The organism is Thermococcus litoralis DSM 5473 (genome assembly GCF_000246985.2).
GTDB classification, from domain to species: domain Archaea; phylum Methanobacteriota_B; class Thermococci; order Thermococcales; family Thermococcaceae; genus Thermococcus_A; species Thermococcus_A litoralis.
Window position 1 is genome coordinate 2044563 of the sequence record NC_022084.1, and the last position, 25217, is coordinate 2069779.

Below are 25217 nucleotides of genomic sequence, written 5' to 3' on the forward strand. Positions count from 1 at the left end.
CTTATCACCTTCTAACTTTTAAGTTAAAAGTTATAACTTATAATCACTCCCTCGCATGCTTGAGTATGTGATAGGCTTCCTTTTTGATAATTTCAAGTGCTGTTTTCACTGCGTTTAAGCTTCCAGGCAGGCAGAAGACAACTTTGCTCTCCTTGTCTCTTATTATTCCGGCTGTTGCCCTGCTTAGAACCGCTGCAGTTCCAACTTCCTCGTAGCTTTTTAGCCTGAAGATTTCCCCAAAGCCAACGAGCTCTTTATCAAAGAGGGGTCTTAAGGCTTCAATCGTCACGTCTCTCCTTGTGATTCCGGTTCCCCCGGTGGTAATGACAACATCCGCCTTTTCGAGGGCTTCAATTACAGCCTTTATTATCTTGAGCTTCTCATCTGGTACAACCGCATAGTAAACGTTTTCATTTCCTTCCTTTTTTAGCTCCTCAATGATATAATAACCGCTTAGATCTTCCCTCTTTCCAAGACTTGCCGTGTCGCTGACGGTTATAACGGCGAACTTGAACTTTTTGGGTGCTTTGGCTTTGTGCTCTTCAACTCCCATTTTACACCACCATTTAACATTCGGCTAAGAGGTTAATAACTTTTTAGCTAGGGTTCCTCAACAGTTTTTAAAGGCAAAAGGTAATATTTACTGGTGGCTCCTATGCACGAGCTCTACACGGTCTTGGCGGAGTATTACGATGCCATCTATCGAAAAAGGGCTGAGAGAGTTAGGATGGAGATCGACTTTGTTGAGGAAATATTCAAAAACGATGCAAAGCGAGAGGTGAAGCGAATCCTCGATTTGGCCTGTGGAACGGGGATTCCAACCCTTGAGCTCGCAGAGAGGGGCTATGATGTTATTGGCTTAGACCTGCATGAAGAAATGCTTAAAGTTGCAAGACGAAAAGCCGAAGAAAGAGGTTTAGACGTTGAGTTCTTTCAGGGAGATGCCCTTGAAATAACCTTCGAGAATGAATTCGATGCTATTACAATGTTCTTCTCCAGCATCATGTATTTCGATGAGGAGAACCTTAAGAAGCTATTTAATGGTGTTGTTAAAGCTCTTAGGCCAGGAGGAGTGTTCATCGCAGACTTTCCATGCTGGTTCTATGAAGGGAGCAACGGCCCAATAGTGTGGGACGAGCAAAAAGGTGAAGAAAAGCTGGTAATTACAGATTGGCGTGAGGTAGAGCCAGCTTTCCAAAAGCTCCGCTTCAAGAGGCTCGTGCAGATAATTAAGCCAAATGGAGACACTAAAGCGTTTTTCGTTGATGACGAGCTCCAAATCTACACCCCAAGAGAAATGAGGCTTCTAGCAAGAGGGCACTTTAGCGAAGTTAGAATCTACGGGAATTTAAAGAGGGAACTTGCCCCAAATGACAGAAGATACTGGCTTGTTGGGATTAACTGACCTCCTCCCCGGCGTGAATGGCGAGGGTTTGGCTTAACCTCTTGCCAATGACGGGAAGGTTTGAGGGGTCTCATTCAAACCCAAACTAAAGAGGGTCTTCGACCCCTCTGGGAGGGCCTTCCCCCAATTACCCCTACCTCCCGACAAACCCGAGAGGCTCGGGGTTATCGTTTTCACTACTTTTCTCAAAATGTTAAACGCTCCAACTAAGTCCGCATTAAACACAAGCCCCGTTGCGGGACACTTAAATAATCCACGAACAAATCTTGCCCCCTCGTGGGGCCTCCCGCAAACGGGGCACGTTTTTGAAGTGAAAGCCTCATCCGTGATTATAACCTCAATACCATACTCCTCAGCAACTTCTTTTAGACGTTTAATAATGTAGTTAAATCGCCAGACGTGAGAGAGAAGATAATTCTGCTTTTTACCCTTATCAGAATTCCTACTGATGCCCTTTGGATAGCCAACGATTATTCTGGAAACTCTCAACTGGTAGAGCCTCTCAACGGTCTGCCTTACTGCCGTGTTAATGTAGTGCTTTGCCTGTAGTTTCGCCTTCTCGTGCATTCTTGAGAGCTTTCTGCTCTTTTTAGCTCCAGACTTGTTGAGTTTGGACTGGTAATCAGCAATTCTTCTTTGCCAGTAGAAGGCAATGCTCTTGAGCGGTCTTCCATTGACTAAGAAACCCTCCCCGTTTTCAACGTAAACGGCCATTAAATTGTTTACTCCCAAGTCTATGCCTGCTGAAAGGTTTCCTAAGGGTTGTCTTGGGAGTTCAACCCATTCTCCCTCTTGAAGTCTCTTCTTCACAGTGTATGAGATGTGGACATACCATTTCCGCCTTATTGGGTCGTAAGTTATTTCCAATCTTCCCTGCTTTCCCTTCAAGTGTATTCTCCCCTTGAACTGGACTTTCAGCTTTTTGAACTTTCCAAGGCCTTTGAGGATTAGTTTATTCCCTTCAATCTTGTATTGGTCATTTCTGAGGACGATTAAGCCTTTGTCCTTAACATCGTTTGGGGGTTTGGGTTTGAACCAGTTGGGTAGTTCCCCGTTCCGCTTGTTCCTTATGAGAGAGAAGAACGAACGCCAGCTTTCAGCGTTTTTTCTCGCTATTTGCTGGACTGTTGCAGAGCCTATTTCGGATTTAAACTCTTCATAGACTATTTTCTCGGTTTTGTTGAAGTCTATCGGCTTCCCCTCAAAGAATTCCTGTCTTCTCAAGTAGTTCACTCTATTCCAGACTTTGGAACTAATTTGGGCTAACTCTTTGAGGGCTTCTTCTTGGGCTTTTGAGGGCTGGAGCTTAACGGTTACCGTCCGCTTCATTTTCCTCGCTCTCAACTTTTTTAATCCAGAGCTTCATAGCTTCAGTCACAGCAACTCCCAATGCTCCTCGGATTTTCCCGTATTTTTTCGCCACGAGTTCTCTAAATTTCTTTTCGACCTCATCATCAACGGAAATAGTGATTACTCCCACTCCACTCACCTGTATTTAGTAGTATGGTTTAGTATTTAAGTGTTCTGGTAGAGTGCTCTCCTGCCTTTAGGCTGGTTTTCCAATTACTGCATCCTCGCCCTAAAGGGGCGAGGCTTTCGGAAAGAAAAAGTAAACTTTTTAAACTCCAAATTTGTTTTATTTTCTGGTGGTGCATATCGTCAATCGCCATACCGATTGCTGAATTTATTGAAAAACGGTTCTTCCTTTTCTGGTTAGTGAACTTTCTCTCACCACCGCTGGAAGGATTAACCTTTTTAAGGTACGCTTTTGATAGGTTAAACATCTTCAAAAGAGGTGATAGAAATGCTCCCGAAGACCTACGATCCAAATGAGATAGAGCCAAAGTGGCAGAAGTTCTGGCTTGAGGAGAAAATCTACAAATACGAGCTCGATGAAAAGAGGCCGGCTTATTCCATAGATACCCCGCCGCCCTTCACGAGCGGTACTCTGCACTTGGGCCACGTGCTGAGCCATACTTGGATTGACATCGTGGCAAGGTATAAGAGAATGGGAGGCTACAACGTCCTCTTCCCGCAGGGCTTTGATAACCATGGCCTTCCAACGGAGCTTAAAGTGGAGAAGGAGTTTGGAATAAGTAAAGATCAGCCAGAGGAGTTTCTCAAGAAGTGTATAGAGTGGACATGGCAGGCAATTGAGGCAATGAGAAATCAGTTTATTCGCATAGGCTACTCTGCAGATTGGGATTTGGAGTATCACACGATGGACGATGACTACAAAGCCTTAGTGCAAAAATCCCTCCTCGAGTTTTACAAGAAGGGTCTTCTTTACCAAGACAAGCACCCTGTTTACTGGTGCCCAAGGTGTAGAACCAGCTTGGCAAAGGCAGAGGTAGGCTACGTGGAGGAGGATGGTTACCTCTACTACATCAAGCTTCCTATAGCTGGAGAGAACGACTACATACCAATAGCCACCACAAGACCAGAACTCATGCCCGCTTGTGTAGCCGTATTCGTGCATCCTGAGGATGAGCGCTATAAAGATAAGGTTGGCAAGAAGGTAAAGCTCCCGATATTCGAGAGGGAAGTGCCCATATTAGCGGATGAGGATGTAGATCCAAACTTTGGTACAGGGGCTGTCTACAACTGTACTTACGGTGATGAGCAGGATGTAGTGTGGCAGAAGCGCTACAACTTGCCCGTGATTATAGCGATTGATGAAAACGGTAGAATGAACGAAAACGCTGGCAAATACAAGGGATTAACGGCTGAAGAAGCTAGGGAGGCAATAGCAAAAGACCTTGAAGAAATGGGTCTTCTCTACAAGAAAGAAAAAGTACATCACCGTGTATTGAGGCACACGGAAAGAAGCTCATGTATGGCACCAATTGAGCTGTTACCAAAGAAGCAGTGGTTCATCAAGGTGAAGGACTTCACGGATGAAATAGTTAAAGTGGCAGAGCAGATTAAGTGGTATCCGGAGGACATGTTCCTAAGGCTCAAGGACTGGGCAGAGAGCATGGATTGGGATTGGGTAATAAGCAGGCAGAGAGTTTTTGGAACCCCAATCCCCTTCTGGGTCTGTAAGGACTGTGGCGAGATAATTCCCGCAAGAGAGGAAGACCTCCCAGTAGATCCGAGATTTAACAAGCCCCCTGTAGAAAAGTGTCCAAAGTGTGGAAGCACAAACCTGGAGGGCGTAAAAGACGTTCTCGACTGCTGGGTAGATTCGAGCATAACCCCCTTGGTCATAAGCAAGTGGCAAAGGGATGAAAAGTGGTTCAAGCACAACTTCCCGACTTCACTAAGACCACAGGGAACAGATATCATAAGAACCTGGGCGTTCTACACCATCTTCAGAACTTATATGCTCACCGGGCAGAAACCTTGGCACGACATCCTTATCAACGGTATGGTAGCTGGGCCGGATGGAAGAAAGATGAGCAAGAGCTATGGTAACGTTGTCTCACCAGAGGAAGTGATTCCAAAGTACGGAGCAGATGCCCTAAGGTTATGGACAGCTTTGGCACCTCCGGGAGAGGACCACCCCTTCAAGTGGGAGATCGTCGACTACAACTACCGCTTCCTCCAGAAGCTGTGGAACATCTTCCGCTTTGCCGAAAGACACATCAAGGGCTTTGACTATGAGAAATACAAGGACTTAGAGCTCGAACCTCTCGACAGGTGGATACTCTCAAGACTGCACAGACTGATAAAGTTTGCGACAGAAGAGCTTGAAAAGTACCGCTTCAACCTTCTCACAAGAGAGCTTATGACTTTCGTATGGCACGAGGTTGCGGATGATTATATCGAGATGATAAAGCACTGCCTCTACGGGGAGGACGAGGAAAGCAAGCTAAAGGCTAAAGCTGCTTTATATGAGCTCCTATACAACATAACACTCTTACTTGCGCCTTTCGCTCCGCACATAACGGAGGAGCTTTACCAGGAGATGTTTAGGGATAAAGTTGGAGCTAAAAGTGTGCACCTCCTCAGCTGGCCCGCTTATAGGGAGGACAGAATAGACGAAGAAGCAGAAAAGCTTGGGAAGTTTGCCAGCGAAATAATTGGAGCAATGAGGAGATACAAGAACTCCCACGGCTTAGCTTTGAACGCCAAGCTTAAACACGTGGCTATCTATGCAACTGACAGCTACAAGATGCTGAAAGCCCTTGAAAAGGACATCTCCGGAACGATGAACATTGAAAAGCTCGAAATAATCAAGGGTGAGCCGGAGCTTGAGGAGAGAATTATAGAGATCAAGCCGAACTTCAAGACCGTTGGGCCAAAGTATGGAAAGCTCGTGCCAAAGATAACCGCTTACCTCAAAGAAAATGCAGAAGAAGTCTCAAGGGCACTTAAGGAACAAGGAAAGATCGAGTTCGAAGTGGACGGGCAAAAGGTTGAGCTTAACAAGGAGGACATCGTTATCAGAAAGGCAGTGTTCAGCGAAGGTGAAGAGGTAGAGACGGCAGTAGTTGGGGATGCTGTTATCCTCTTCTTCTGACACTTTTTACTTTTTAAGGTGCTTTTTGAAATTGTGGTACCGTAAGTTACTTACGGGGGCGTAAGTTATACGGTTTTCGGAAATAAAAACAAAAACATCTCAGCAGTTATAGCACAACATCATGGCCTTTTTCAGCAGAATAACCCGGTAGAGCTTGCCGTTGATTAGCCTGGGAGTTGAGATCTTATTAAGATGCTGGATTCTCTTCCTTTCAAGGGCTACAAAGCCGAGCTCCCTCAAGACCTGAACGAAGTCTTCCCACCTTATATTGAGCCACTTTGAGTACTCATCAAAGAGCTCTTTTTCAACAACCAGAAACTTCTTTCCGTCTATTAAGAACCTCTTCTTGTGCTTTGGAAGCTCCTTCCTCAGCCTCCACTTTGCGTGGAGAGGCGATTGAACCTCCAAAACAGCATCGTCCATAGGTTTGTCCTCCACAACCATTTTGAGCAGGATTTCAAGGATAAGGTTTATCCTGTCGGGAACACCAATTATGTCCCCTTTTAGTGAGATTTTTCTCCTCAGGACTTTTATGCCCCTCTTTTCGAGCTCCTCCCCTATTTTTGGAGTGGTTTTCTTCTTCGTTCCGCCGGTATCGACGATTCCGCCGATTATAAAGGCACCTGCTGAGAAGTCCTCTTTGCTCAGGTCTTTCTCGGCCCACGGATCGAGAAGTACAACCTTTTCTATGCCTTTTTCGCGAAGGAACTCCCACGTCGGCCCCTCGTAGGCAGTTATCTTGTCTAACGGAAAGTTCGCCATTTCCTTGAACTCTTCGTTGACCCACGTAAGAGCCAAGCGTTCACCCCAAAGGTAGTCCCTAATAACCCCGTAGCTTTGAGACGCCTGAAGAGCAACCTTCTTCTTTTCTTTTTCCGTGTGCTTCTCCCAGTGCATGAGATCGATTATGAAATAAGGGTAGCTAAGCTGAGAAAGCTTTTCCTTGAGGTCTTTATCGGTAATTATGATTTCAAACTTTTCGAGATGAGAAGAGCTCAGAGGTATGTATGCAAAAAGCGCTCCTCTTGTGGGCTTCCCTTCCAAGTCCCATGCTATTGTCGTGGGCTCCCTTACTTTTACGATTACCCCTTTTTCTTCAAGAAGGGCTAGGGCAATTTCTTGGAGCGGTTTTTCTGAAGACCTTTTAGGGACTCTTCTAGAGAGGCTCCCGACTTTATCTATGTCCTTCTCCCTTAGAAGTTCCTTGAAAACGTCACTGAGCTTTTTCATGGTCATCGTTCTGAGCTGGGAAGAGAGTTTTTAAGGCTTTCTCTCGAAAAATTGGATACTGTTAGGATAAGCTGTGGGGTGTCAGGTTTAAGTTACTGGCAATACCTCAGAAAAAGAAGGGGAACATGAGGACTGAAACCATTATTTACGTTTAAGGAAAGAACAAAGCGTTTTTGGAATAATTTCAGGGGTAAAGACTGGAAAGCTTATAGGTTTGGTAGGCCTCCGGGTGATGTTACTGAATGGCTTCAGGAGGTGATACCACAGCTATCCTAACAGTATTACTCTTTAAAGGGAAAATCTTAAATATACGAAGTGCAATTTATATAAATGATATATGGGGGGTGTACATTATGCAAGAAGTATGGAAAAAAATATTTAGCATGATGTTGGTTGTATTTTTAGTAAGTACCTTTGCTACGGCAACTCCTAACCCCCCTCAATTAACAGTTCAAGTCCATGAACAATCAAAAACATGTGGACAAATTCCCACGGGAAAAGCTGTAATTGTAGACGACTTAGTTGGAGTTGCAAAGGAAGTTGCTTTAAGGGATATTTTAAGAACAGCTGAGAAAAATTCAATATTAAAAGAAAAACTCAAAAATACTGATTTTTCAAAAGCACGTGTTAAAGCTTCTCTATTATATACTAATGATGGGCTAGTACAAAGAACAGCTATCCTAATACCCTTAGAAGACAACAAATTTATGATTTATGTAAAAGACATCAAGACTGTGGGAGCAAGAATTCAATTCGAGAGAACAACGTATCAAGGAGTATTCATACTGGCTACCACATTAAAGAAAAGCAAGGATGGGAATGTAGAACCAATGGATGGTTGGTCTCCGGTATGTACTGATATATCGTGTCACACTGACAGTGATTGTCCTGACTTGTCTTCCCAAGGGCTTTATTTTGGACAGTGTAGCTGTCGGCATTGTACGGATTATAACTGGGTATGCGTTGCTGCAATAGCTACAGGAGCAACAGGTTGTTCAATAGACTGTGCTGCATGTATAATTGATCCAACTAAGGTAACATGTGCAGGATGTGTTCTTTGTTTAATTTCTATTGGCCTAGGGTCTGCGGTAACATCTTGTTGTGAATCTGTAACATATACCTGTGAATACTACGAATGGTGGGACTAAAAATGAACAGAAAAATCCTCACTCTCCTCTATATTTTTACTGGAACAGCAGGGATAATGGTAACTCTACTTCATTCCGGATTTTATCCACCAAACCCGATTAATCCAATCTTCTTTTCAGTGTTTCTCGTCTTTGGTCTGCATCTTTACGGTGTTAAGAAGGTAGTAATTTATGGAATATTTTTGCTGTTGCTTTTACTGTCTCTCGGAATTGAATTTTACTACCTCTTGAATTCCCAGCTTAAAAATGCCGCTCTTTTTCTAATAACGCCCCTATTTGTGGGTGTTAAGTTTGCCATGGTGTATCCTCAAAATTCGTGACTTCAAGAGCTCAAACTTATTTTTCTTCCTTCCAAAGTGTCATTGTTTCGAGAGATTAATATTGAGAGACAAAAGTTAAGCTTTGATTCAACTCTTATAGCTTATTATCTTAACAGTATCGAGAAATTGAATAGCTATTCACTCCTTAGCACTACTGCCTGAACATACTCCCCAAAATCTTCTTTCACCTTTTGCAGAGTTTCTTCACTAAAGTCTGGAACGTAAACAAATATCAGCCGCTCTTTTTCATCCCAGGAATACCCTTTTCCTTCTGCAATTGCTAGTACTTCCTGATTAAGCCTCGTCTGGTTGTATCCATACCTTCTAAAAAGTTCCCAAGGATAAAGCTGGATGTAAGGACTGCCAATGCCTTCAAGTGCTTCTCTTGATGGAGGAGCAAAAAGAACTCTAATCCACCCGTCTCTATAGATATACATCTCCTCTCTTTTCTTGGAGTCTTCATAAAGAACCCAAAGAGGCTTGTGAGAAAGGTCAAACGTATAAACGCCGGTTCTTTTTCCCTCTCCACTATCTGCCAGAACGATTACCTGAACTCTTTGATAGTCTTTCAAAAACTTGATTTCAAACGATGGAAACGTGAGGTCTAAAGTGCACACAACGGATGCAGGATTGCACTTCCACAGCTTGAAGGTGAGCTTTAACTTGTTTCCCTCCTCTTCACATGAAAGCAGTTTGAGATAGTACATTCCGCTTGTTCCAAAGCTTGTGTATATTCTCACGTCCCCTTCAACGTCCTCCGCTCGGTTGTGGGTATAGTTTACGGGACAGGGAGGTTCGGGTTTTGTGAAATCCTCGTCGTATTCTCCCCGGACTTCTATTTTAACGGCCTCAAGAGGGATGCCTTCCTTTTCAATAGCCTTCATAAGGGCTTCTTTATCCCCATAGGGACTTATTGCAATGTGGATGTAGTTGTCCCTCGCAATGCTGTCCTTTCCAAGCCATACTACACCAATTCCATAGCTTGAATTTATGGCTAAGTGTTCAATTTTTGTCCTCCAGAGGTAGAGGTCGTTTTCGTCCCACGTTTGAGAGTTATCCCTAGAATCATTCTTAAGTGTGCTGGTGTAATATGCCGAGAAAAGCAACACTACCACAAGAGCCGGTAGCGCCCATCGTTTCATGTTGATCATCAACAAAATTTACACTTTAAAAACATAAATCAATTTCGATGACTTCAAAGAAAATGGAAATAAAATCAAAAGGCAATTCCCATCTCTTCCGCAATCTTCCTGAGCCTTTCGATTCTCTTCTGAGTTGGCGGGTGTGTTGAGAACAGCTCTGCAAAGCTAACTCCTCTGAATGGATTTACTATGAACATGTGTGCCGTTGCTGGGTTTCCGTCTTTGAGGGGTCTCATTGAAACTGCGTATTCAATCTTCTCCAGTGCCCTTGCCAATGCCCACGGCTTTCCGCTTATCTTGGCTCCGGTTTCGTCTGCCAAGTACTCCCTTGCCCTGCTTATTGCCATTTGAATAAGCATTGCAGCTATTGGGGCTAAAACTATTAGCAGTATTGCTCCCAAGGCACTCCCTGCATCTCTATCCCTATCTCTCCCTCCAAATCCTCCGAGCCAGAGCATCCATCCGGCCCATCTCGCCACCATAATTATTGCTCCAGCCAATACTGCCGCTAGAGTTTGGATGAGTATGTCTCTATTCTTTATGTGGCTTATCTCGTGGGCTATTACTCCTTCAAGTTCATCCCTATTTAGGAGTCTCAACAGCCCCTGAGTGACTGCCACCACAGCATGCTTTGGATTCCTGCCGGTTGCAAAGGCGTTTGGTGTTTCAGTTGGCACTATTGCCACTTTTGGCGTGGGAATTCCTGCTTCTTGGCCAAGACCTTTCACTATCTCATAGAGCTCTGGGGCTTCGTCCTCTTCCAGGATTCTTGCCCTATACCATGTGAGAACGATTTTATCACTGTACCAGTAGCTGAAGAAGTTCATAACTAAAGCGAAGATAAAAGCAAAGAGCATTCCGGTTTCGTTGCCTAGAACATAGCCTATAGCCATTAGTAGGCCGGTAAGGAATGCCATTAAAATTCCCGTTCTAATCCACAGCCCTACACCCATACGTCATCACCTCCGAGTTTTAGGTAGGGAATTATTTCGTCATAGACTTTAGTCCAGTCAACGATACCGATTCTTCTTTTTATTCCCCTATTGAGAAGGTCTAAGATTTCCTCCACTATTTCCGCCGGGGATTTGTCTGTGGTGTCGACCTCTATAATGTTCTCGTTCTCCTCTATAGCCTCTAAAAGACACACATCTACGAGCTCTGCCTCAACATTCTCGGCTATTTTCCCCTTGCTGTATCCCCTCTCCTTTAAACGTTCGCCTATTAGTTTCGGATGGGCACGGAGGATTATAACCTGGTCAACTGGCATTAGGTGGCTTAGGTGTCCATCGAGTACTACATCTCTGCCTTTGAGCTCTCTCTCGACATAATACGCAAGTTCATCAATGCTGACCTCAAGTTCTTCCCCTCTCATCTCGCCCACACCATGTTTTAAGGCAAACTCTCTGAGATCTACGTAATCATAACCTAATCTCTCAGCCAGAAGTTTTGCCACAGTTGTTTTTCCAACTCCGGGTGTCCCGCTCACGGCAATTATCATTCTCTCTCACCTCTATCTAATTTATTAACCCAAGGTTTTTAAAGATATGGTTTTTTACGTCTTTTGTCGATGTAAACTTAGGCATTAAGCGGAAGGTTTTTAAGGAAGGAAGACGTATACATTCTGGTGATTTCCTATGAGGGATGATAGGCTTTTGCAAAAGAAGCTTGAAATCATAAAGAAGCAAAAGGAAAAGCTATTGCTTGAAGAGGCTAGAATCTTGAGAATTCTTATGCAAGAAAAGATGAAAAAGAGCACTAGTTAAATCAGAAGACGTTAATTTTGTCTTCCAATATCATTTTTTGGATTTTTGTTATGTTTGCAAGCCACTCATCCGCTATTTCATAGGCTTGTCTTTCGAACTGCTCCACTTTGTAGCCTGGCTTCGGAATTGCTTGGATGCTTGCCACGAGGGGTTCATCAATTGGCTTTCCTATCTGACTTAGAATTCTCACGTAGACCTCTTGTACACCTTCTATTTGCTCGGCAATGTCATTGGCTATTAAATTGGCAAGAATGTTGTAAATCTTACCTACATGGCTGACCGGATTCTTACCGGCTGCTGCCTCCATACTCATGTGCCTGTTTGGAGTAATTAAACCGTTTACTCTGTTTCCTCTGCCAACGCTACCGTCATCTCCAGCCTCTGCTGAAGTTCCCGTAACGGTTATGTAGTAAATGTCTTTCTCCGGATCATCGGCGGTGTTAACGTAAATGTTGACCTTTCTGTCTGTGTATTGAGAAACGAGCTCTTTAACAGCACTGTATATTCCCTCCTTAACTTCCATGTACTCTTGTGGATTTTGAACTTCGCTGTCAACTATGGCGGCGGCAATGGTTAGGTCGATTTCATCGTCTTTCCTAAGCCCCATTACCTTAATGTCTTCTCCAACAGCAGGCCATTCTTTTTTGAACTTTTCGCTGTTGAGTAACCTCTCAGTTTCAAGGACTATCTTCTCAGTCTCACTTAATGGTGCATACCCTACACCGAAGGAGGTGTCGTTTGCAAGGGGGATTGGGTTCTCCTTAACTTTGTTGAAAACACCAACCAGATCAACGCTTCCCTGCCCTATCCTCGAGTCAATAACTACGTGCTCTTCTACATCTAGGTGTCTAACTGCTTTCCTCAAGTACTCCTTGGCTGCTTTGATAGCAACTTCATGAACTGGAAACATCTCCTTATCAACAAACTCAACGGCTCTACCAGAAAGGAGGATATATATTGGCTTTATCACCTCTCCGCCACCGAACCTTGGATAAGCCCTTCCACCTACAACCTCAACCTGGTCTGTGTTGTGGTGAAGTATTATTCCATATCTCTTTATGTACTCCCTTGAGAGCGCCCTGCTGATGGCTTCTGCTATTCCATCGGCTATGCTGTCTGGGTGCCCTATTCCCTTCCTCTCTACAAGCTCTACCTTCTGCATCTCAACGGGAGTCCTTACGAGCTCTTCAACAATGATGTTCCTCCTCTTTTCAACCATGATCATCACCCCAAATGAATTCTTACGTGCATAGTCTGAAGGTGCCTTTATATATTTTTCGGCATGATATTGGGGCCAATATATAACTGACAGTTATTAAGAAGAGAAAAGTTAAAATTTCACAGGTGGAATATTATAACGGCATCCGACACGCCCGGTAGCCCGACCGGAGGAGCGTCTGGGCAGCTGTGAATCTGGGGGACGATGCCGGGCGCACAGGGCTTGGCCTCCGGGGCCGCTTGAGGTTGCCGAAAGGCTAACGATGAGGGCGGTAGGATAAGCCAAGCCCACATACGAAGGTTTTTATTCCGATAATCAAAATTTCTCTGGTGATGAGGGTGAACATTTCTGAAATAATAGAAGAGATAAGAGAAGTTCTTGACAAAAAGGATGAGCTGAGAGAGGAAGCACTCAAGCTTACCAGAGAAATCGTAAGAGTGAGCGGAGACTCAATAAAAGCCCTACATAGAGGAGAGATCGAGACTGCAAAGGAGAGGCTGGAAAAAGCCGAAGAGCTCGTTAAAGAACTAAAAGAGAAGCTTAAAGGTCATGAGGACCTTTACTTCACAGGCTACGTTCAGAGCGCACATCAAGAGTATGTTGAGGCATTACTTTTCTACTGCTATCTCCTTGGAAAAGAGTTTCCATCTCCGAGAGAGATTGGAATTCCTGAGGCAGACTATGCCCTTGGAATTGGGGACTTCATTGGGGAGCTAAGGAGATATTTTCTAACTCTCCTGCTAAAGGGAGACTTAGAAAAGGCTCAGGAAGTTTACGCTTTCATGGAAAAGGTTTACGATGAGCTTGTTACTCTCGAGTATCCAAAGGGTCTCGTAAACATAAGGCAAAAGCAAGATCAAGCAAGATACATTCTGGAAAGGACCCTTGAAGATTTAACAAGGGCAAAGATTAACAAGGATTTAGAAAAGAAGCTTGAGGAGTGGAGAAATGAACCTTAAAAAGATTGCAGAAATTCAAAGAAAGCTGAGCAGAAAAATCGTAGAAAAGCCGTTGGATATCTCAGAGGTTAAGAGGGTTGCTGCGGTTGATGTATCGTATAAGGGAAACCAAGCGAGAGGAGCTTTTGTTTTATGCTCTTTCCCTTCCTGCCAAGTGTTAAAAACAAAAGTTATCGAAACGGAGGTAAATTTTCCCTACATCCCCACCTACTTTTTCTTGAGAGAAACAAGACCAATTTTGTTGTTGATAAAGGGTGAAGAGTTTGATGTCCTCCTCGTGGAGGGGCACGGAAAAGCACATCCGAGGGGATACGGCCTGGCTTCACATATAGGTCTGCTTATCAACAAACCCACGATAGGAGTTGCAAAACGTCCTTTGCATGGTACAAAGGATTTTGTGAGGGTGGGAAAAGCTTATGTAAGTGTTGGTAATTTAATTGACCTTGACTCTGCAAAGAAGATTGTTGAGATAATTAACGAAAACGGCTATCCTAAACCCCTGAGAATTGCGGATAAACTCTCTAAGGGTGCTGAAAATGGAAGAAATTAAACTGCTCATTTCCCTTGCCAGGAAAGGTGCTATTGGGGATAAAGTTAAAATTACCTTAAGGGAACTTTCAAAGGAGATAGAGATTTCTCCCCAGTCCGTAATGAGAAAGCTCGAGAATATGGAAAAAATGGGCTATTTAAAGCGAGAGGTTTCTGGAAAGAAAACTTTTGTAGAGGTAACTCCCGATGGATTGGGGCTTCTTGAAGAGATATTTGATGAGATCGGAAAGATCTTATACGGAAAATATATCTTGGGAGAAGTTGTTTCCGGGATTGGAGAGGGAAGATATTATGTGGAGCAGTACAAAGATAGAATAAAGGAGTATCTCGGCTTCACTCCTTATCCAGGGACTCTAAATCTTCTGATAATCTTCCCAAAGACGATCTACGATGCCCTCTATAATGTGGAACCCATAATAATCCCCGGTTTCACCAAAGGAGGTAGAACTTTCGGAGATGTGAAGGCTTATAGAGTTAGGATAAATGGAATCGAAGGGGCGATAGTTGTTCCTTCCAGAACAATACATCCACCAAGAGTCGCAGAGATAATAGCCCCCGTATGCCTTAGGGAGAAGCTTAATCTAAAGGACGGCTCAAAAGTTAAAGTGGAGGTAGTAAAGTGAAGGAGAAGATCCTTTCCTCTCTGGGGTATGGTGGCCTTGGAGTGACTCTAAGCTTTTTACTGATAGTCCTCTTTTATCCTCCCTACACTGCGATGGATACCCTTATCCCAATTTACATTGCTGGGTTATTTCTAGGTGGAAGTTTTGGGGTTCTCAAAGGAAAAGTAAGAGCAAGTGGATATGCCTTTCTTGTGGGATTTTTCTTAACCCTCATCCTTTATATCCTCTGGCTTAAAGTGGAGTTTTCCATGCTTTACTCTTTCTCCCTTTTGGTGGCTGTTGTGTTTGTTATGGGGCTTGTTTCTGCAGAAAGCACACTTGATGTGTCCATAGTTCCTTTTGCTTATTTCGGTGGATTCATACTCGCAAATTTACTTTTCATGAACTCCAAAATCTCGGAAATTGAAGGATCGGCAATAAGCATTGTGCTGGTAGGAGTTGCAGGAACTGTTATTGCAACTGTAGTCATTTTCCTCAAATCTTTCCTTGAAAACACTGCAAGGATGAGTAAGAAAATTTAAAAGGAAAAACTCCCAATTTTAAATGGTGAGCGATATGGTAATGAGGCTGTCGAAGCTTTATGGGAAGCAGATATACAACACCAAAGGATATTACATCGGTTACGTTGATGAGGTATTGATAGAGATCGACAAGGGAGAGGGAAAAATATTAGCGCTTGGACTCCCGGGAGAAAAAGTTGGAATCCCCTATGAAAGGGTAACTGCAATTGGGGACATAATATTAATAGAAGCTAAGAAAGACTAGCTCTCTTTGGCATTCAATGCCTCTAAGAATTTCTCTGTTATTGCCTCTTCTACCAATTTTAAGAGCGAATCCTTGTCCTTAGCGAGTTTGAATATCCCCAATGGAATTCTCGCTCTCCCTGATTGCGGATGCCCTCCACCGCTGCCTATGTCTCCAAAAGCTTCCTTTAGAACCTTGCCAACGTTTACTCTCACATCTCTTGTCCTGGCAGAGATTTCAATCCTATCATCAACTATTCCAAAGACTAGAACGGTATTAACCCCTTCTAGCCTAAGTAGAAAGTCTGCAGATTCAGGGATGGCATCTCTGTTGGTTATAAAGCCCACGTTTGAGATGACGATGTTCTTGTACATTTTTCTGTTTAGGATTGCCCTAGCTAAGACCTCTGCGGTCTCGGTTGAGATGTCTGGAGATTCTATCTTTTCCAAAATGTCATAATCCACTTTCCCTGCCAAAAAGGCTAGTGCTTCAAGATCGGTATGGTTAAGCTTTGAGAACTTCTTTGTGTCTATGTAGATGCCATAGAAAAGGCTGGTGCCGAGTAGCTCATTGACCTCTATGTTGAGATGTTTTAAGTATTCCACCATTATCGAGGATGTGGCATTTACTTCCGGTCTAATATCAAAAAATGCATTCTTGGGAAGCCTTTCTTCCAGATTTTGGAGAAGCTGATGGTGATCAACGAGTATCTCTATTTTCTTAAGATCCTCATCGTCCAAAATGCTCAAATTTCCATTTGGCTGGCAATCAACTAACGCTATGGCAGAATATCTTTTAATTTCATAAGAACCCGGAGAAACCTTCCTCATATCCAAGCCGAGAAGGTTTACAAAAGCTCTGTTTTCATGGTGTGTTATTTCTCCTCCATAAACAATAGTCGCCTTTAGCCCCATGTTTTGGGCTATGACTTGGAGAGCAGCGGCGCTAGCCATGGCATCCGGATCGGGATTATCATGCATTACTATTAAGAGTGAATCCGTCTTTTGTTTTACCTCTGAGAGTTTCTTGGCAAGTAAAACGGCGTTTTTCCTTTTTCCAATATCCTCTACCATTTCAACAATTGCCTTGATTATTGCTTCTCTTGGAGAGATGGCATAATCTATTTTGACCTCATTTTCAAATTCTTCCTTTATTTGAGATGCCAGCTCTTCAGCGGTTATATCATCAGGGAGAAGAACTAAAATCGGCACTTCTGGGTTGTTGTTTTTAATTGTCTGTATTGTTCTCTTTATCTTGCTTATGTCCATTGTAGTTATTATGACAAGGTCCGTTTTATTAATGCCAGCTTTCAACAAAGATGCAGTATAGGAGAAATCGCCATGAATAACGTGAAATCCACTTTCGCTAAGAGACTTCGCTCTAATATCATCCTGTTCTACAATAACAATGTCAAATTCACCTTTAAGCACTTGTGCAATGCTTCTCCCTATCGTTCCTCCACCGAGTATTAATACTCTCATGGTGCTCACCTTATAAGGACAATAATGCTTAAATATATGCTCAGATGGACTTTAATTGTGGTGGTTTCCTAAACCTTTATTCAGCTTTTGATATATATATCTAATGGTGGTAGAGATGCAGCTTCCAAATATCACACCGCTGGAAGAGAACATTGTATGCACCAAAAAACAAGAACTGCTTGATTTAATTTACAATGCTTTCTCCAATCAGGAGTTTAGCGGGCTATTTCTGAAGATGTTCACAAAAGATGAAAAAGAAAAATACTATGCCACGATTTTGCTGGACAGAAAAAAACTTCTAGCAGCTCAAATAGACCTCCTAAACTCCAAGAAAAAGTTAATCGGAAGCGATAGCGTTGAAACTCTGAAGAGAATAATAGACTATCCTCTCGTAGTGGACTTATACGGGCTTGATGAGATATCCTTGAAGCTTTCAATAACTGACAACTTGGAAATCTACAATTCAACTCCGAAAGTTGAGCTTGAAAAAATATTTGGAGAGAACAAAATCGAGAGTGCCGAGGTACTAGAAAAAGAGAAATTGCTAGAGAAAGCCCTTGAGAGAAAAAAAGAGGAAGCAAAAACAGAACCTCAAGTGAAGGTACAAGAGGAGATTAAAAAAGAAGCCCCTCCAAAAAAGGAGGAGAAACCCCTTGAAAAAGCCCCCAAAATTGAAAAGAAACCTAGTGCCCCAGAAATTGATGTTAAAGTGGTGGGAGGGGAAATCTTCAAGCCGGTTCTTCAAGAATATGCCGAAGAGATTCTAAAGGAGATAAAGAACTTAAACGGAGTTTCTGTAGAGAGAGTTGGAATAACCGGGGAAGTGGGCTCTGGGGTAATCTACCTTCACGTAAACATCCATGGAACAAGCGAGAGGGACAAGAGCTCAAGGGAAATCTTAGAGAGAAGGGTATTATACTTCGCCAACAAGCACCTTCCGATAATCTGGAGAAAAGCTGGGCTTAAGCCAATCTTAAGCAACGCTCAGGCAAAAATAACTGCTCCTGGAGAGTCAGAAGAAGAGAAAGAAGAGAAAAAGGAGGTTGTCATTCCACGCAAGGTTGAAAGCAACATAATAGTGGAAGCACATGAGAGCGTCAAGCCTTACTTTTCCACTTACGCCAGAGTGATTTTCAAGGATATTCAAAGTGCAGGCATTGATATTGATAAGATGCTCCTGGACATAAAGGGAAGAAGTGAGCATGAAATTAACCTGACGCTCTGGGGAAAAGCTTCGGGAGTTAGTAAAGAAGAAGCAGAGAGGATTGTTAATAGAATTCTAAGGACTCACGCAAGAGAAATCGGAAAGGCGTTGAACAAATATGTGACCGTCCACAGAGTGGAGCTTCATCTAGAAGAGGAGGAAGTTTCAAGCAAGGCCAAGCAGATAATGAGCAAAAAAGAAGAGCTAGAAAAAGAGATAGAAAAACTCCTTAAAGAGGCTGGAGTTGAGGAACTCTCTTACATAACCGAAGAGAAGAAGAAAGAAGCTGAAGAGGCATTGTTAAAGAGCAAAGTGGAACCGGCAATAGAAGAGTTGAGGAAGAGACTGCAAAGAGAATTCACAGAGCTTCCAAATTCAGTATTTAGGTGGATGAACCTTGATTGGGAGTTTAAAAATGGAACAGTACTTGTTGATCTCGAAGCAAGTTTTGACAAACGGAGCACACTCCTAGGAATTGTCTCCGACGAAAGGGTACGTGAGGATATCACGAGAACCCTAGAAAAAGTAACAAAAGAAGTATCGGCAGAACATAACATACCAATAAAGCTCAGAAACACCGAAATTAGGATCAGATGAGATCAGCACTCAAGATCGTCATCATAGCAACGCTCAGATTTGCCGAGATCATCACTACTTTATTTTTAATATCTGGGATTTTTAAGCCCTATGGTGTGGGAGTTAAGATAATTTTCGAAACGTTAAGTTTTTAAATTAAGTGGTCTCTCTTCTCAACATGAACACCTTACTCGGAGCATTACTCGCGCTGATTTCGGCATTTGGATGGGGAACTGCTTCAGTTCTAGTGAAAATTGGAATGAGAAACAAAAGTGCAGTCACCGTTAATATAGTTAGGCTCTATATTACGGCACTCTTTTACGCTTGTTTGTTCTTGTTCACTGGAAACTATGCCGAGATATTATCTCTCAATTGGCAGGTTCTTGTGATTGCGTTTATCTCTGGACAGTTTGGCTTTGTTATAGGGGATTATTTCTACTTCAGTGCCCTCAGGTTGATGGGGGTATCAAGAACAGTCCCGATAACCGCCTCATATCCCCTTTGGACTATATTATGGGCCTGGTTGTTTTTAGGTAGGAGCATAAATGCTCAGATAACCATTGGAGCATTCCTCATATTTTTGGCAATTGTCATCGTCAGAAAGGGAGAGATTGAAGAGCACCTGGATACCAAAGGGTTCTTATTCGCCCTTTTAGCACCCATTTCATGGAGTATTGCAATAACACTGCTCGATTTTCTTTCTTCACAAGTTTCTCCTCTCTCTTTAGCTGGTATTAGAATGATATTTGCCGCATTTGGGATTAGTGCATTTCTGCCTAAATATTCGGAGGAACTTAGGGAAATTACCCGGAGGGAAGTTGCAATACTCTCGGGAGCAGCTTTGCTTGGATTGATAATTGGGCAATACGCATTTGTTAAGTCTGTAAGCCTAGTCGGCTCCCAAATCTCTGCCCCAGTAAGTGCTGTAAATCCCATTATATCTTCTCTTCTTGCGATAGCAGTTCTAAAAGAGCCGCCAAACGCCAAGATAATCCTAGGATTAGTACTGGCCGTTGCTGGTGTGATCTTAATAACAACAGCGTAAAGAATTTAACCTTTCATTCATATTTTAGAATGCCGACAGCGAGGGGACAATTAGTCTCCTCGCATGGGCTCGGTCAAACCCGCCTCCGCAAGGTATCGGGCTCTATGAGCGGAGCGTGCTCACGCCGAGCCCACAGGGCCGGTGCATCCACCCGCGCGAAAAGTGAACGCGGGCCTCTGTTGCCGGCCCACAACTTCCAAAAAATTCTTATACCACCCTTCTAAAGGAATTGAGAGGGGTATCATGACTACGCTCATAATTGCAGAGAAGCCCAATGTAGCCAGAAAAATAGCCTATGCACTTGCCGAAAAGAAACCAATAAGAAAGACCATCGGTAAAGTTCCCTACTATGAGCTGACAAGGGATGGGAAAAAGATAATAGTTGCTCCAGCCGTTGGACACCTCTTCTCTCTCGCTCCGAAGGAAAAAACTTACGGCTACCCGGTTTTTGATATAGAATGGGTCCCCGTTTATGTTGCAGAAAAGGGAAAAAGCTACGCTAAGGATTACATAAAAGCCCTTAGAGAACTTGCAAAGAGAGCGGATGAGTTTGTCGTTGCGTGTGACTACGATACCGAAGGTGAGGTAATAGGGTATACGGCGTTAAAATATGCCTGCGGCGTTGATCCTTCAAAAGCCAAGAGAATGAAGTTTTCTGCACTTACGAAAAAAGACCTGCTAAGAGCGTGGTATAACCTAGAGCCGACGATTAACTTTGGAATGGCAGATGCAGGAATAGCGAGGCATATCCTTGACTGGTACTGGGGAGTAAACCTCTCTAGAGCATTGAGCTCGGCTATAAGAAAAGCCAGCGGCAAGTGGATAGTTTTAAGCACGGGAAGGGTTCAAGGGCCGACGTTGAAGTTCTTGGTTGAAAGGGAGAGGGAAATAGCAAATTTCGTTCCCACGCCGTACTGGGTCATAAAAATGATTCTCGAAAAAAACGGCCAACAGTACACAGCCCTCTACGAGAAAGATCGTATTTTTAATGAGGAAGAGGCCAAGAAAATCGTTGAAGAGGCTAAAAAAGGGCCCGCATTTGTAGAGAAAGTGGAGATAAAACAGCAACAGAGAAATCCTCCTCATCCCTTTGACCTTGGGACACTTCAGAGGGAAGCTTACTCTGCCTTCGGCTACAGCCCAAAGAAGACTTTGGACATAGCACAAAGCTTGTATGAAAAAGGCTATTGTCTACATCCTGATTCCCTAATACCAACTCCCCAAGGAATTAAGAGAATAAGGGAGCTACCCAAAGAAGGAGAGGTTTTTGCCCTTGATTTTGATCTAAAACTATCAAAAGCCGGTTATAAGCTTTTGGAGAGGGACGCGGATGAGCCAATGTACAAGGTCACACTAACTGACAGGACAGAACTATATCTCACCGCAGATCATCCAGTGTTAGTGTATAGAGATGATAAGCTTATGTTTGTCCCAGCTGAAGAACTAAGAGAGGATGACCAAGTTGTTCTTCTCATAAATAGAGACAAACCTCCCGAGAATGAGGAACCTCCAACACTTTTGGATTTCCTCCTTGAAAGCGCTGTCTCCATGAAGGACTACATAATCTACGACCGAGAATTTGGGGAGATTATAAAGAAAAGAGTAAAAAGTGCAAGCTTGAAAACAGAAATCCTGCGGAAATTCAGAATAAAAGAACCAACATATTATAAATATCTGCGAGGCAAAATACCGGTTCCACTTGTTAAGTTCTTACTACAGAGAGGTATCATCTCTGATTCTGAACTAAGGAGGACATTTAAAGGGTTCTCTTATAGCACAGCTACCACTCCGATTGCGTTCGAATTTAGTGAGGACTTTTGGTACTTATTTGGTCTTGTAGTAGGTGACGGTCATTTGAACAGAAGAGGAGAGATAACGATCTCTGCAAAAGAAAGAACAAAAGATACAATAGAAGCCGTTAAAAGTGTTACAAACTCCTTGGGACTATCCTTCGCGTTTAATCCCAAATACCGCATAATTGCAATCAATAATAAGTCGTTAACAAGACTTCTTGAGCTGCTTGGCTGCCCTTCTGGAAACAAAACAGAAATTTTCAGAATTCCTGGAATAATAATGGCAAGACCTGAATGGATGGCAGCATTTTTAGCAGGTTATTATGATGCTGACTCCCACATTGGTACAAAGCAAACTGGAAGCAAAAAATCCCTTTCCCCTCAGATAGTTCTTACCTCTAAAAACCGAGAAGCGATATACACAGTCAAACTGATGTGGCAGTTTCTTGGAGTTGGTACATATCTCTGGGAAAAGAAAGATAAGAATGGTGGCATTATAGCTTATGAGCTTAAAATATATTCACGTGATGCTCAAAGGTTTTATGAGATAATGAAAGATCGCTTGAGGATCAAAAGACGCGATTTGGAGAGTGTTAAAGATACCGCTATTAGGGAAAGAAAACCTTATTCGCACCATTATAGCCTCATTAAGGTAAAAAGTTGGGAAGGAAAAATACTATCAACCAATGCCTTATGGAAGAGTTTTGATATGTCAAACCAAACCGCTCACGGTAGAAGAATCAGCCTCGACAAGCTTCGGAGTATTGTAAGATACTTAATCGATCAAGATCTCCGCAGAATAGCAACCGGAGACGTTTATATACTCGGAATAAAATCCATTGAGAAGTTCCACTACCGAGGCAAGGTTTATGATCTTGTCGTTAATACATACCATAACTTCATCGCTAATGGTGTTGTAGTTCACAATTGTTCCTATCCAAGAACCTCGTCTCAAAAGCTCCAAAAAACTTGAACTATGAATCGATTATCCATAACCTTGCCAAAATTCCGGACTACAAACCTCATGCTCATGAACTTTTGGGTAAAGGAGTTTTAAAACCCGTAGAAGGCAAAAAAGATGATCCTGCTCACCCGGCAATATATCCCACCGGTGAGCTACCTAAACCTGGAGATCTAAGCAAAGATGAGCAAAATCTTTACGATTTAATAGTTAGGAGATTCCTAGCTGCATTCGCTGATCCTGCCGTAAGGGAGAGTATGAAAGTAATCATAAATTCAAACAACCACCGCTTTATCCTCAGCGGTTCGAGAACAGTTAAAGAGGGATGGCTGAAGATTTACGGCAAGTATGTTAAATTTGATGAAGTTTTGCTTCCAAAGTTTGAGAAAGGAGAGAGAGTTAAAGTTATTCAGATAAAGAGGGAGAAGAAGAAAACCAAACCTCCGGCAAGGTATTCTCCAGCAAGCGTTATCAAGAAAATGGAAGACCTAGGCATTGGAACTAAGGCCACAAGGGCTCAAATCCTAGAAACTCTATATTCAAGGGGATACATAGAGGGCAAGAAAAAGATAAAGGTGACCCCTCTCGGCATGAAGGTGATAGAAGCCTTGGAAAACAATGTCCCTGATATAGTAAGCGTTGAACTAACGAGAGAGTTCGAAGAAAAAATGGAACAGATAATGCAGAACAAAATAAGCAAGGAGAAGGTCATTGAGGAATCCAAGGAAGCCTTAGTAAGAATTCTAAAGGAATTCAAAAAGAAAGAGGGAGAAATAGGGAGAAAACTTCTGGAAACATTTTTAGAGAGCCAGAAAAACAAAAAGAATAAGAAAAACACCGATACAAAAGAACTAACTGCCGAAGAAGAGGAAAGCATCAAAAAATCTGTTGAAAAGAGAAAATCTATGGACACTATAATAGTGGGGAAGTGTCCTAAATGCGGCGGCGACTTAGTGGTTAGATATAATAGAAAAACAGGAAAAAGATTTGTGGGCTGCTCCAATTGGCCTAACTGTGACGTTACTTATCCCCTTCTCCAAAGGGGCGAGATAATTCCAACGGGAAAAACATGTCCTGAGTGCGGAAATGCCCCAATAGTGAAGATCAAGGAACGCAACAGGGAATACGAGGTATGCCTTGATATGAACTGCTACAAAAATCGGAGAAAAGGTAAAAGTTAGAGGTTATAACTTAAAAGTTAGAATCATAAGAGTTCCTTGAGGAGCGCTATCCTTCTCTTGCTCATCAGAACCTTCGGGTGCTTCAAGAGAGCTTTGATGACCTCGATGTAGTCTCCACCGGCTATCTTCTCAGCATCGGCACCGCTGAGGATCTGTATGAAGAGGTCGAGATCCTCATCCGTAAGCTTCTCCGTAACGCGCCTTACCTTAAGAACCCTCTCGAGCCTCTTTCCATCCTTCTCCCACCACTCCTTGGTGTAGTTCTGGAGGAGCGAGATGTTTTCCTCCTCGAGTGCTTTAACGATCCACTTGCTCGCTATCGTTCCTGCCTCCATTGCCTCGGCCATTCCGCCGCCGTGCATGGGGTTTACCTGTCTAGCGGCATCCCCTACAACGACCACGTTATCTTTAGCGAGTTCTTTGACAAAGCCTCCTACGGGAACAACACCTACGTTTATTTCAAGGAGCTTCTTTGCTGGAATGTTGTTTTCCTCGAGCCACTTGTCGAGGTAGTATTTAGCTGTCTTTGGATTGTCCGAGTTGATGCCAATGCCGACGTTGGCCCTGTCTTCGTCCTTCGGGAACACCCATACGTAGCCTCTCGGTGCAACCTCGTTGCCGAACCAGAGATGAATCAAGTCTGGATCAAAGCCCTCTATGAGCATCTCGTACTCGTAGCCTGAGTCGAACTCATGCGGCGGAGCGTAGGTGTTTATGCCCGCTTTCCTCGCTATGGTGCTCTCAACGCCGTCGGCCGCAACTATGATATCGGCGTAAATCTCAACAGGCTCATCCTCGTGCTTGGCTTTGATTCCAGCAATCTTCCCATCCTTTCTTATGACATCGAGTGCCTCGGTCCTCGCGAGAACATCGGCTCCAGCTTTAGCCGCGTAATAAGCCAGCATCTTGTCGAAGACCTTCCTCTCAAGGATCACTCCGCTGACTTCCTTGTAGCGCATTTCCAGCTCGTAGCCGCTCGGGGAGTAGAGCTTAGCACCGTAAATCTCGCGGTTGATGTACCTCCTATCGTAGGGGATGTCGTACTTGTCGAAGACCTTGATGCTTATTCCCTCGGCGCACTGCTTTGGAGTGCCTATGGCAGGCTTTTTATCGATGAGAAGGACTGAGAAGCCGGCTTTAGCAACGTTCCTGGCAACTATTGGACCGGCGATACCAGAACCGACAACAACGACGTCGTATCTCATAGCTCTCCCTCCAGAGGCTCAGCGCTTAAAGCTCCCACGGGACACGCGTTTATACATATTCTGCAAGAAATACACTTATCTTGGAAGAACTCCCATTTTGAAGAGGACACCCTTATCGCAAGGGTTGGACAAACACCGGCACAACCACCGCAAAGATAGCATCTATCTTCGTTTACGATGATTCTGATTTTCTCTGGCATAGCG

Annotated in this window: 23 protein-coding genes and 2 pseudogenes; 14 read left to right on the forward strand and 11 right to left on the reverse strand. The window is 43.4% G+C overall.

Annotated elements, in window-relative coordinates; genetic code table 11:
* Nucleotides 1-43: 43 nt before the first annotated feature.
* Nucleotides 44-553 (reverse strand): MogA/MoaB family molybdenum cofactor biosynthesis protein, encoded by a 510-nt coding sequence (locus OCC_RS11255; protein WP_004067877.1) that lies wholly within the window; start codon nt 551-553, stop codon nt 44-46.
* Nucleotides 554-655: 102 nt separating this feature from the next.
* Here OCC_RS11255 and OCC_RS11260 point away from each other — a divergent pair, with 102 nt between their 5' ends.
* The gene (locus OCC_RS11260; RefSeq protein ID WP_004067879.1) at nt 656-1405 is read left to right on the forward strand and encodes a class I SAM-dependent methyltransferase; all 750 of its coding nucleotides are present in this window, start codon (nt 656-658) and stop codon (nt 1403-1405) included.
* Nucleotides 1406-1438: 33 nt separating this feature from the next.
* Here OCC_RS11260 and OCC_RS11265 read toward each other — a convergent pair whose 3' ends face one another.
* Nucleotides 1439-2734 (reverse strand): RNA-guided endonuclease InsQ/TnpB family protein, encoded by a 1296-nt coding sequence (locus OCC_RS11265; protein ID WP_020953825.1) that lies wholly within the window; start codon nt 2732-2734, stop codon nt 1439-1441.
* Nucleotides 2712-2894 (reverse strand): hypothetical protein, encoded by a 183-nt coding sequence (locus tag OCC_RS12480; protein ID WP_087038233.1) that lies wholly within the window; start codon nt 2892-2894, stop codon nt 2712-2714. The genes OCC_RS11265 and OCC_RS12480 overlap by 23 nt, the downstream gene beginning before the upstream one ends.
* Before the next feature lie 315 nt (nt 2895-3209).
* Between OCC_RS12480 and OCC_RS11270 the strand changes: the two genes are divergently transcribed.
* Nucleotides 3210-5870: a valine--tRNA ligase gene (locus OCC_RS11270; protein ID WP_004068044.1), complete on the forward strand. Its 2661-nt coding sequence runs from the start codon at nt 3210-3212 to the stop codon at nt 5868-5870.
* Between the two features lie 99 nt (nt 5871-5969).
* Here OCC_RS11270 and trm10 read toward each other — a convergent pair whose 3' ends face one another.
* On the reverse strand, nt 5970-7100 hold the full coding sequence (trm10, locus tag OCC_RS11275) for a tRNA (guanine(9)-/adenine(9)-N1)-methyltransferase (RefSeq protein WP_004068045.1): 1131 nt from the start codon (nt 7098-7100) through the stop codon (nt 5970-5972).
* 147 nt (nt 7101-7247) lie between these two features.
* On the opposite strand from trm10, the pseudogene OCC_RS12345 reads away from it, so the two are divergent.
* From OCC_RS12345 to OCC_RS11285, 3 genes and pseudogenes are all read left to right on the forward strand, one after another.
* Nucleotides 7248-7376, forward strand: a pseudogene (locus OCC_RS12345) (IS6 family transposase); the annotation flags it as partial.
* Nucleotides 7377-7453: 77 nt separating this feature from the next.
* A complete protein-coding gene (locus tag OCC_RS11280; RefSeq protein WP_148290457.1) occupies nt 7454-8248 on the forward strand; it encodes a hypothetical protein in 795 nt (264 codons plus the stop codon).
* A gap of 2 nt (nt 8249-8250) precedes the next feature.
* Entirely contained in the window at nt 8251-8568 is a 318-nt protein-coding gene (locus OCC_RS11285; RefSeq protein WP_004066826.1) for a hypothetical protein, read from the forward strand.
* Nucleotides 8569-8702: 134 nt separating this feature from the next.
* Here OCC_RS11285 and OCC_RS11290 read toward each other — a convergent pair whose 3' ends face one another.
* From OCC_RS11290 to OCC_RS11300, 3 genes are all read right to left on the reverse strand, one after another.
* Nucleotides 8703-9710, reverse strand: coding sequence for a hypothetical protein (locus tag OCC_RS11290; protein ID WP_004066825.1), 1008 nt, complete (start codon nt 9708-9710; stop codon nt 8703-8705).
* 74 nt (nt 9711-9784) lie between these two features.
* Nucleotides 9785-10663 carry a zinc metalloprotease HtpX gene (gene htpX / locus OCC_RS11295; RefSeq protein ID WP_004066824.1) on the reverse strand — a complete coding sequence of 293 codons (879 nt, stop codon included), beginning with the start codon at nt 10661-10663 and terminating at the stop codon, nt 9785-9787.
* Nucleotides 10654-11208 (reverse strand): adenylate kinase family protein, encoded by a 555-nt coding sequence (locus tag OCC_RS11300; RefSeq protein WP_004066823.1) that lies wholly within the window; start codon nt 11206-11208, stop codon nt 10654-10656. The genes htpX and OCC_RS11300 overlap by 10 nt, the downstream gene beginning before the upstream one ends.
* 136 nt (nt 11209-11344) lie before the next feature.
* On the opposite strand from OCC_RS11300, the gene OCC_RS13055 reads away from it, so the two are divergent.
* Nucleotides 11345-11473: a hypothetical protein gene (locus OCC_RS13055; protein WP_004066822.1), complete on the forward strand. Its 129-nt coding sequence runs from the start codon at nt 11345-11347 to the stop codon at nt 11471-11473.
* 1 nt (nt 11474) lies between these two features.
* On the opposite strand, the gene OCC_RS11305 is transcribed toward OCC_RS13055, so the two are convergent.
* Nucleotides 11475-12692 carry a methionine adenosyltransferase gene (locus OCC_RS11305; RefSeq protein WP_004066821.1) on the reverse strand — a complete coding sequence of 406 codons (1218 nt, stop codon included), beginning with the start codon at nt 12690-12692 and terminating at the stop codon, nt 11475-11477.
* Between the two features lie 338 nt (nt 12693-13030).
* Between OCC_RS11305 and OCC_RS11310 the strand changes: the two genes are divergently transcribed.
* Genes OCC_RS11310 through OCC_RS11330 form a run of 5 tightly spaced genes read left to right on the forward strand, consistent with a single transcriptional unit; the run spans nt 13031 to nt 15588 of the window.
* Nucleotides 13031-13651 carry a translin family protein gene (locus tag OCC_RS11310; protein WP_004066820.1) on the forward strand — a complete coding sequence of 207 codons (621 nt, stop codon included), beginning with the start codon at nt 13031-13033 and terminating at the stop codon, nt 13649-13651.
* Nucleotides 13641-14201: an endonuclease V gene (locus OCC_RS11315; RefSeq protein WP_004066819.1), complete on the forward strand. Its 561-nt coding sequence runs from the start codon at nt 13641-13643 to the stop codon at nt 14199-14201. The genes OCC_RS11310 and OCC_RS11315 overlap by 11 nt, the downstream gene beginning before the upstream one ends.
* The gene (locus OCC_RS11320; RefSeq protein ID WP_004066818.1) at nt 14188-14823 is read left to right on the forward strand and encodes a DUF120 domain-containing protein; all 636 of its coding nucleotides are present in this window, start codon (nt 14188-14190) and stop codon (nt 14821-14823) included. Before OCC_RS11315 ends, OCC_RS11320 begins: the two co-directional genes overlap by 14 nt.
* Nucleotides 14820-15344: a hypothetical protein gene (locus tag OCC_RS11325; protein WP_004066817.1), complete on the forward strand. Its 525-nt coding sequence runs from the start codon at nt 14820-14822 to the stop codon at nt 15342-15344. The genes OCC_RS11320 and OCC_RS11325 overlap by 4 nt, the downstream gene beginning before the upstream one ends.
* 34 nt (nt 15345-15378) lie before the next feature.
* Nucleotides 15379-15588, forward strand: coding sequence for a PRC-barrel domain-containing protein (locus tag OCC_RS11330; RefSeq protein ID WP_004066816.1), 210 nt, complete (start codon nt 15379-15381; stop codon nt 15586-15588).
* On the opposite strand, the gene OCC_RS11335 is transcribed toward OCC_RS11330, so the two are convergent.
* Nucleotides 15585-17048: a DHH family phosphoesterase gene (locus OCC_RS11335; protein WP_004066815.1), complete on the reverse strand. Its 1464-nt coding sequence runs from the start codon at nt 17046-17048 to the stop codon at nt 15585-15587. The two genes, OCC_RS11330 and OCC_RS11335, sit on opposite strands and share 4 nt — an antisense overlap.
* Nucleotides 17049-17151: 103 nt before the next feature.
* Between OCC_RS11335 and OCC_RS11340 the strand changes: the two genes are divergently transcribed.
* The 3 genes and pseudogenes from OCC_RS11340 (at nt 17152) to topA (ending at nt 23808) form a co-directional block, all read left to right on the forward strand.
* On the forward strand, nt 17152-18849 hold the full coding sequence (locus OCC_RS11340; RefSeq protein WP_238565061.1) for a hypothetical protein: 1698 nt from the start codon (nt 17152-17154) through the stop codon (nt 18847-18849).
* Between the two features lie 157 nt (nt 18850-19006).
* Nucleotides 19007-19873 carry a DMT family transporter gene (locus OCC_RS11345; protein ID WP_004066813.1) on the forward strand — a complete coding sequence of 289 codons (867 nt, stop codon included), beginning with the start codon at nt 19007-19009 and terminating at the stop codon, nt 19871-19873.
* Nucleotides 19874-20116: 243 nt separating this feature from the next.
* Nucleotides 20117-23808, forward strand: a pseudogene (gene topA / locus OCC_RS11350) (DNA topoisomerase I).
* 23 nt (nt 23809-23831) lie between these two features.
* On the opposite strand, the gene OCC_RS11355 reads toward topA, so the two are convergent.
* Nucleotides 23832-25013 (reverse strand): NAD(P)/FAD-dependent oxidoreductase, encoded by a 1182-nt coding sequence (locus OCC_RS11355; protein ID WP_004066810.1) that lies wholly within the window; start codon nt 25011-25013, stop codon nt 23832-23834.
* Nucleotides 25010-25213 (reverse strand): DUF362 domain-containing protein, encoded by a 204-nt coding sequence (locus OCC_RS11360; protein WP_004066809.1) that lies wholly within the window; start codon nt 25211-25213, stop codon nt 25010-25012. The genes OCC_RS11355 and OCC_RS11360 overlap by 4 nt, the downstream gene beginning before the upstream one ends.
* Nucleotides 25214-25217 lie beyond the last annotated feature (4 nt).

Coding starts and splice junctions, on each gene's coding strand:
- OCC_RS11255 (WP_004067877.1), bottom strand. CDS start 553: ATGGGAGTTGAAGAGCACAAAGCCAAAGCACCCAAAAAGTTCAAGTTC.
- OCC_RS11260 (WP_004067879.1), top strand. CDS start 656: ATGCACGAGCTCTACACGGTCTTGGCGGAGTATTACGATGCCATCTAT.
- OCC_RS11265 (WP_020953825.1), bottom strand. CDS start 2,734: ATGAAGCGGACGGTAACCGTTAAGCTCCAGCCCTCAAAAGCCCAAGAA.
- OCC_RS11270 (WP_004068044.1), top strand. CDS start 3,210: ATGCTCCCGAAGACCTACGATCCAAATGAGATAGAGCCAAAGTGGCAG.
- trm10 (WP_004068045.1), bottom strand. CDS start 7,100: ATGAAAAAGCTCAGTGACGTTTTCAAGGAACTTCTAAGGGAGAAGGAC.
- OCC_RS11280 (WP_148290457.1), top strand. CDS start 7,454: ATGCAAGAAGTATGGAAAAAAATATTTAGCATGATGTTGGTTGTATTT.
- OCC_RS11285 (WP_004066826.1), top strand. CDS start 8,251: ATGAACAGAAAAATCCTCACTCTCCTCTATATTTTTACTGGAACAGCA.
- OCC_RS11290 (WP_004066825.1), bottom strand. CDS start 9,710: ATGAAACGATGGGCGCTACCGGCTCTTGTGGTAGTGTTGCTTTTCTCG.
- htpX (WP_004066824.1), bottom strand. CDS start 10,663: ATGGGTGTAGGGCTGTGGATTAGAACGGGAATTTTAATGGCATTCCTT.
- OCC_RS11300 (WP_004066823.1), bottom strand. CDS start 11,208: ATGATAATTGCCGTGAGCGGGACACCCGGAGTTGGAAAAACAACTGTG.
- OCC_RS13055 (WP_004066822.1), top strand. CDS start 11,345: ATGAGGGATGATAGGCTTTTGCAAAAGAAGCTTGAAATCATAAAGAAG.
- OCC_RS11305 (WP_004066821.1), bottom strand. CDS start 12,692: ATGGTTGAAAAGAGGAGGAACATCATTGTTGAAGAGCTCGTAAGGACT.
- OCC_RS11315 (WP_004066819.1), top strand. CDS start 13,641: ATGAACCTTAAAAAGATTGCAGAAATTCAAAGAAAGCTGAGCAGAAAA.
- OCC_RS11320 (WP_004066818.1), top strand. CDS start 14,188: ATGGAAGAAATTAAACTGCTCATTTCCCTTGCCAGGAAAGGTGCTATT.
- OCC_RS11330 (WP_004066816.1), top strand. CDS start 15,379: ATGGTAATGAGGCTGTCGAAGCTTTATGGGAAGCAGATATACAACACC.
- OCC_RS11335 (WP_004066815.1), bottom strand. CDS start 17,048: ATGAGAGTATTAATACTCGGTGGAGGAACGATAGGGAGAAGCATTGCA.
- OCC_RS11340 (WP_238565061.1), top strand. CDS start 17,152: ATGGTGGTAGAGATGCAGCTTCCAAATATCACACCGCTGGAAGAGAAC.
- OCC_RS11345 (WP_004066813.1), top strand. CDS start 19,007: ATGAACACCTTACTCGGAGCATTACTCGCGCTGATTTCGGCATTTGGA.
- OCC_RS11355 (WP_004066810.1), bottom strand. CDS start 25,013: ATGAGATACGACGTCGTTGTTGTCGGTTCTGGTATCGCCGGTCCAATA.
- OCC_RS11360 (WP_004066809.1), bottom strand. CDS start 25,213: ATGCCAGAGAAAATCAGAATCATCGTAAACGAAGATAGATGCTATCTT.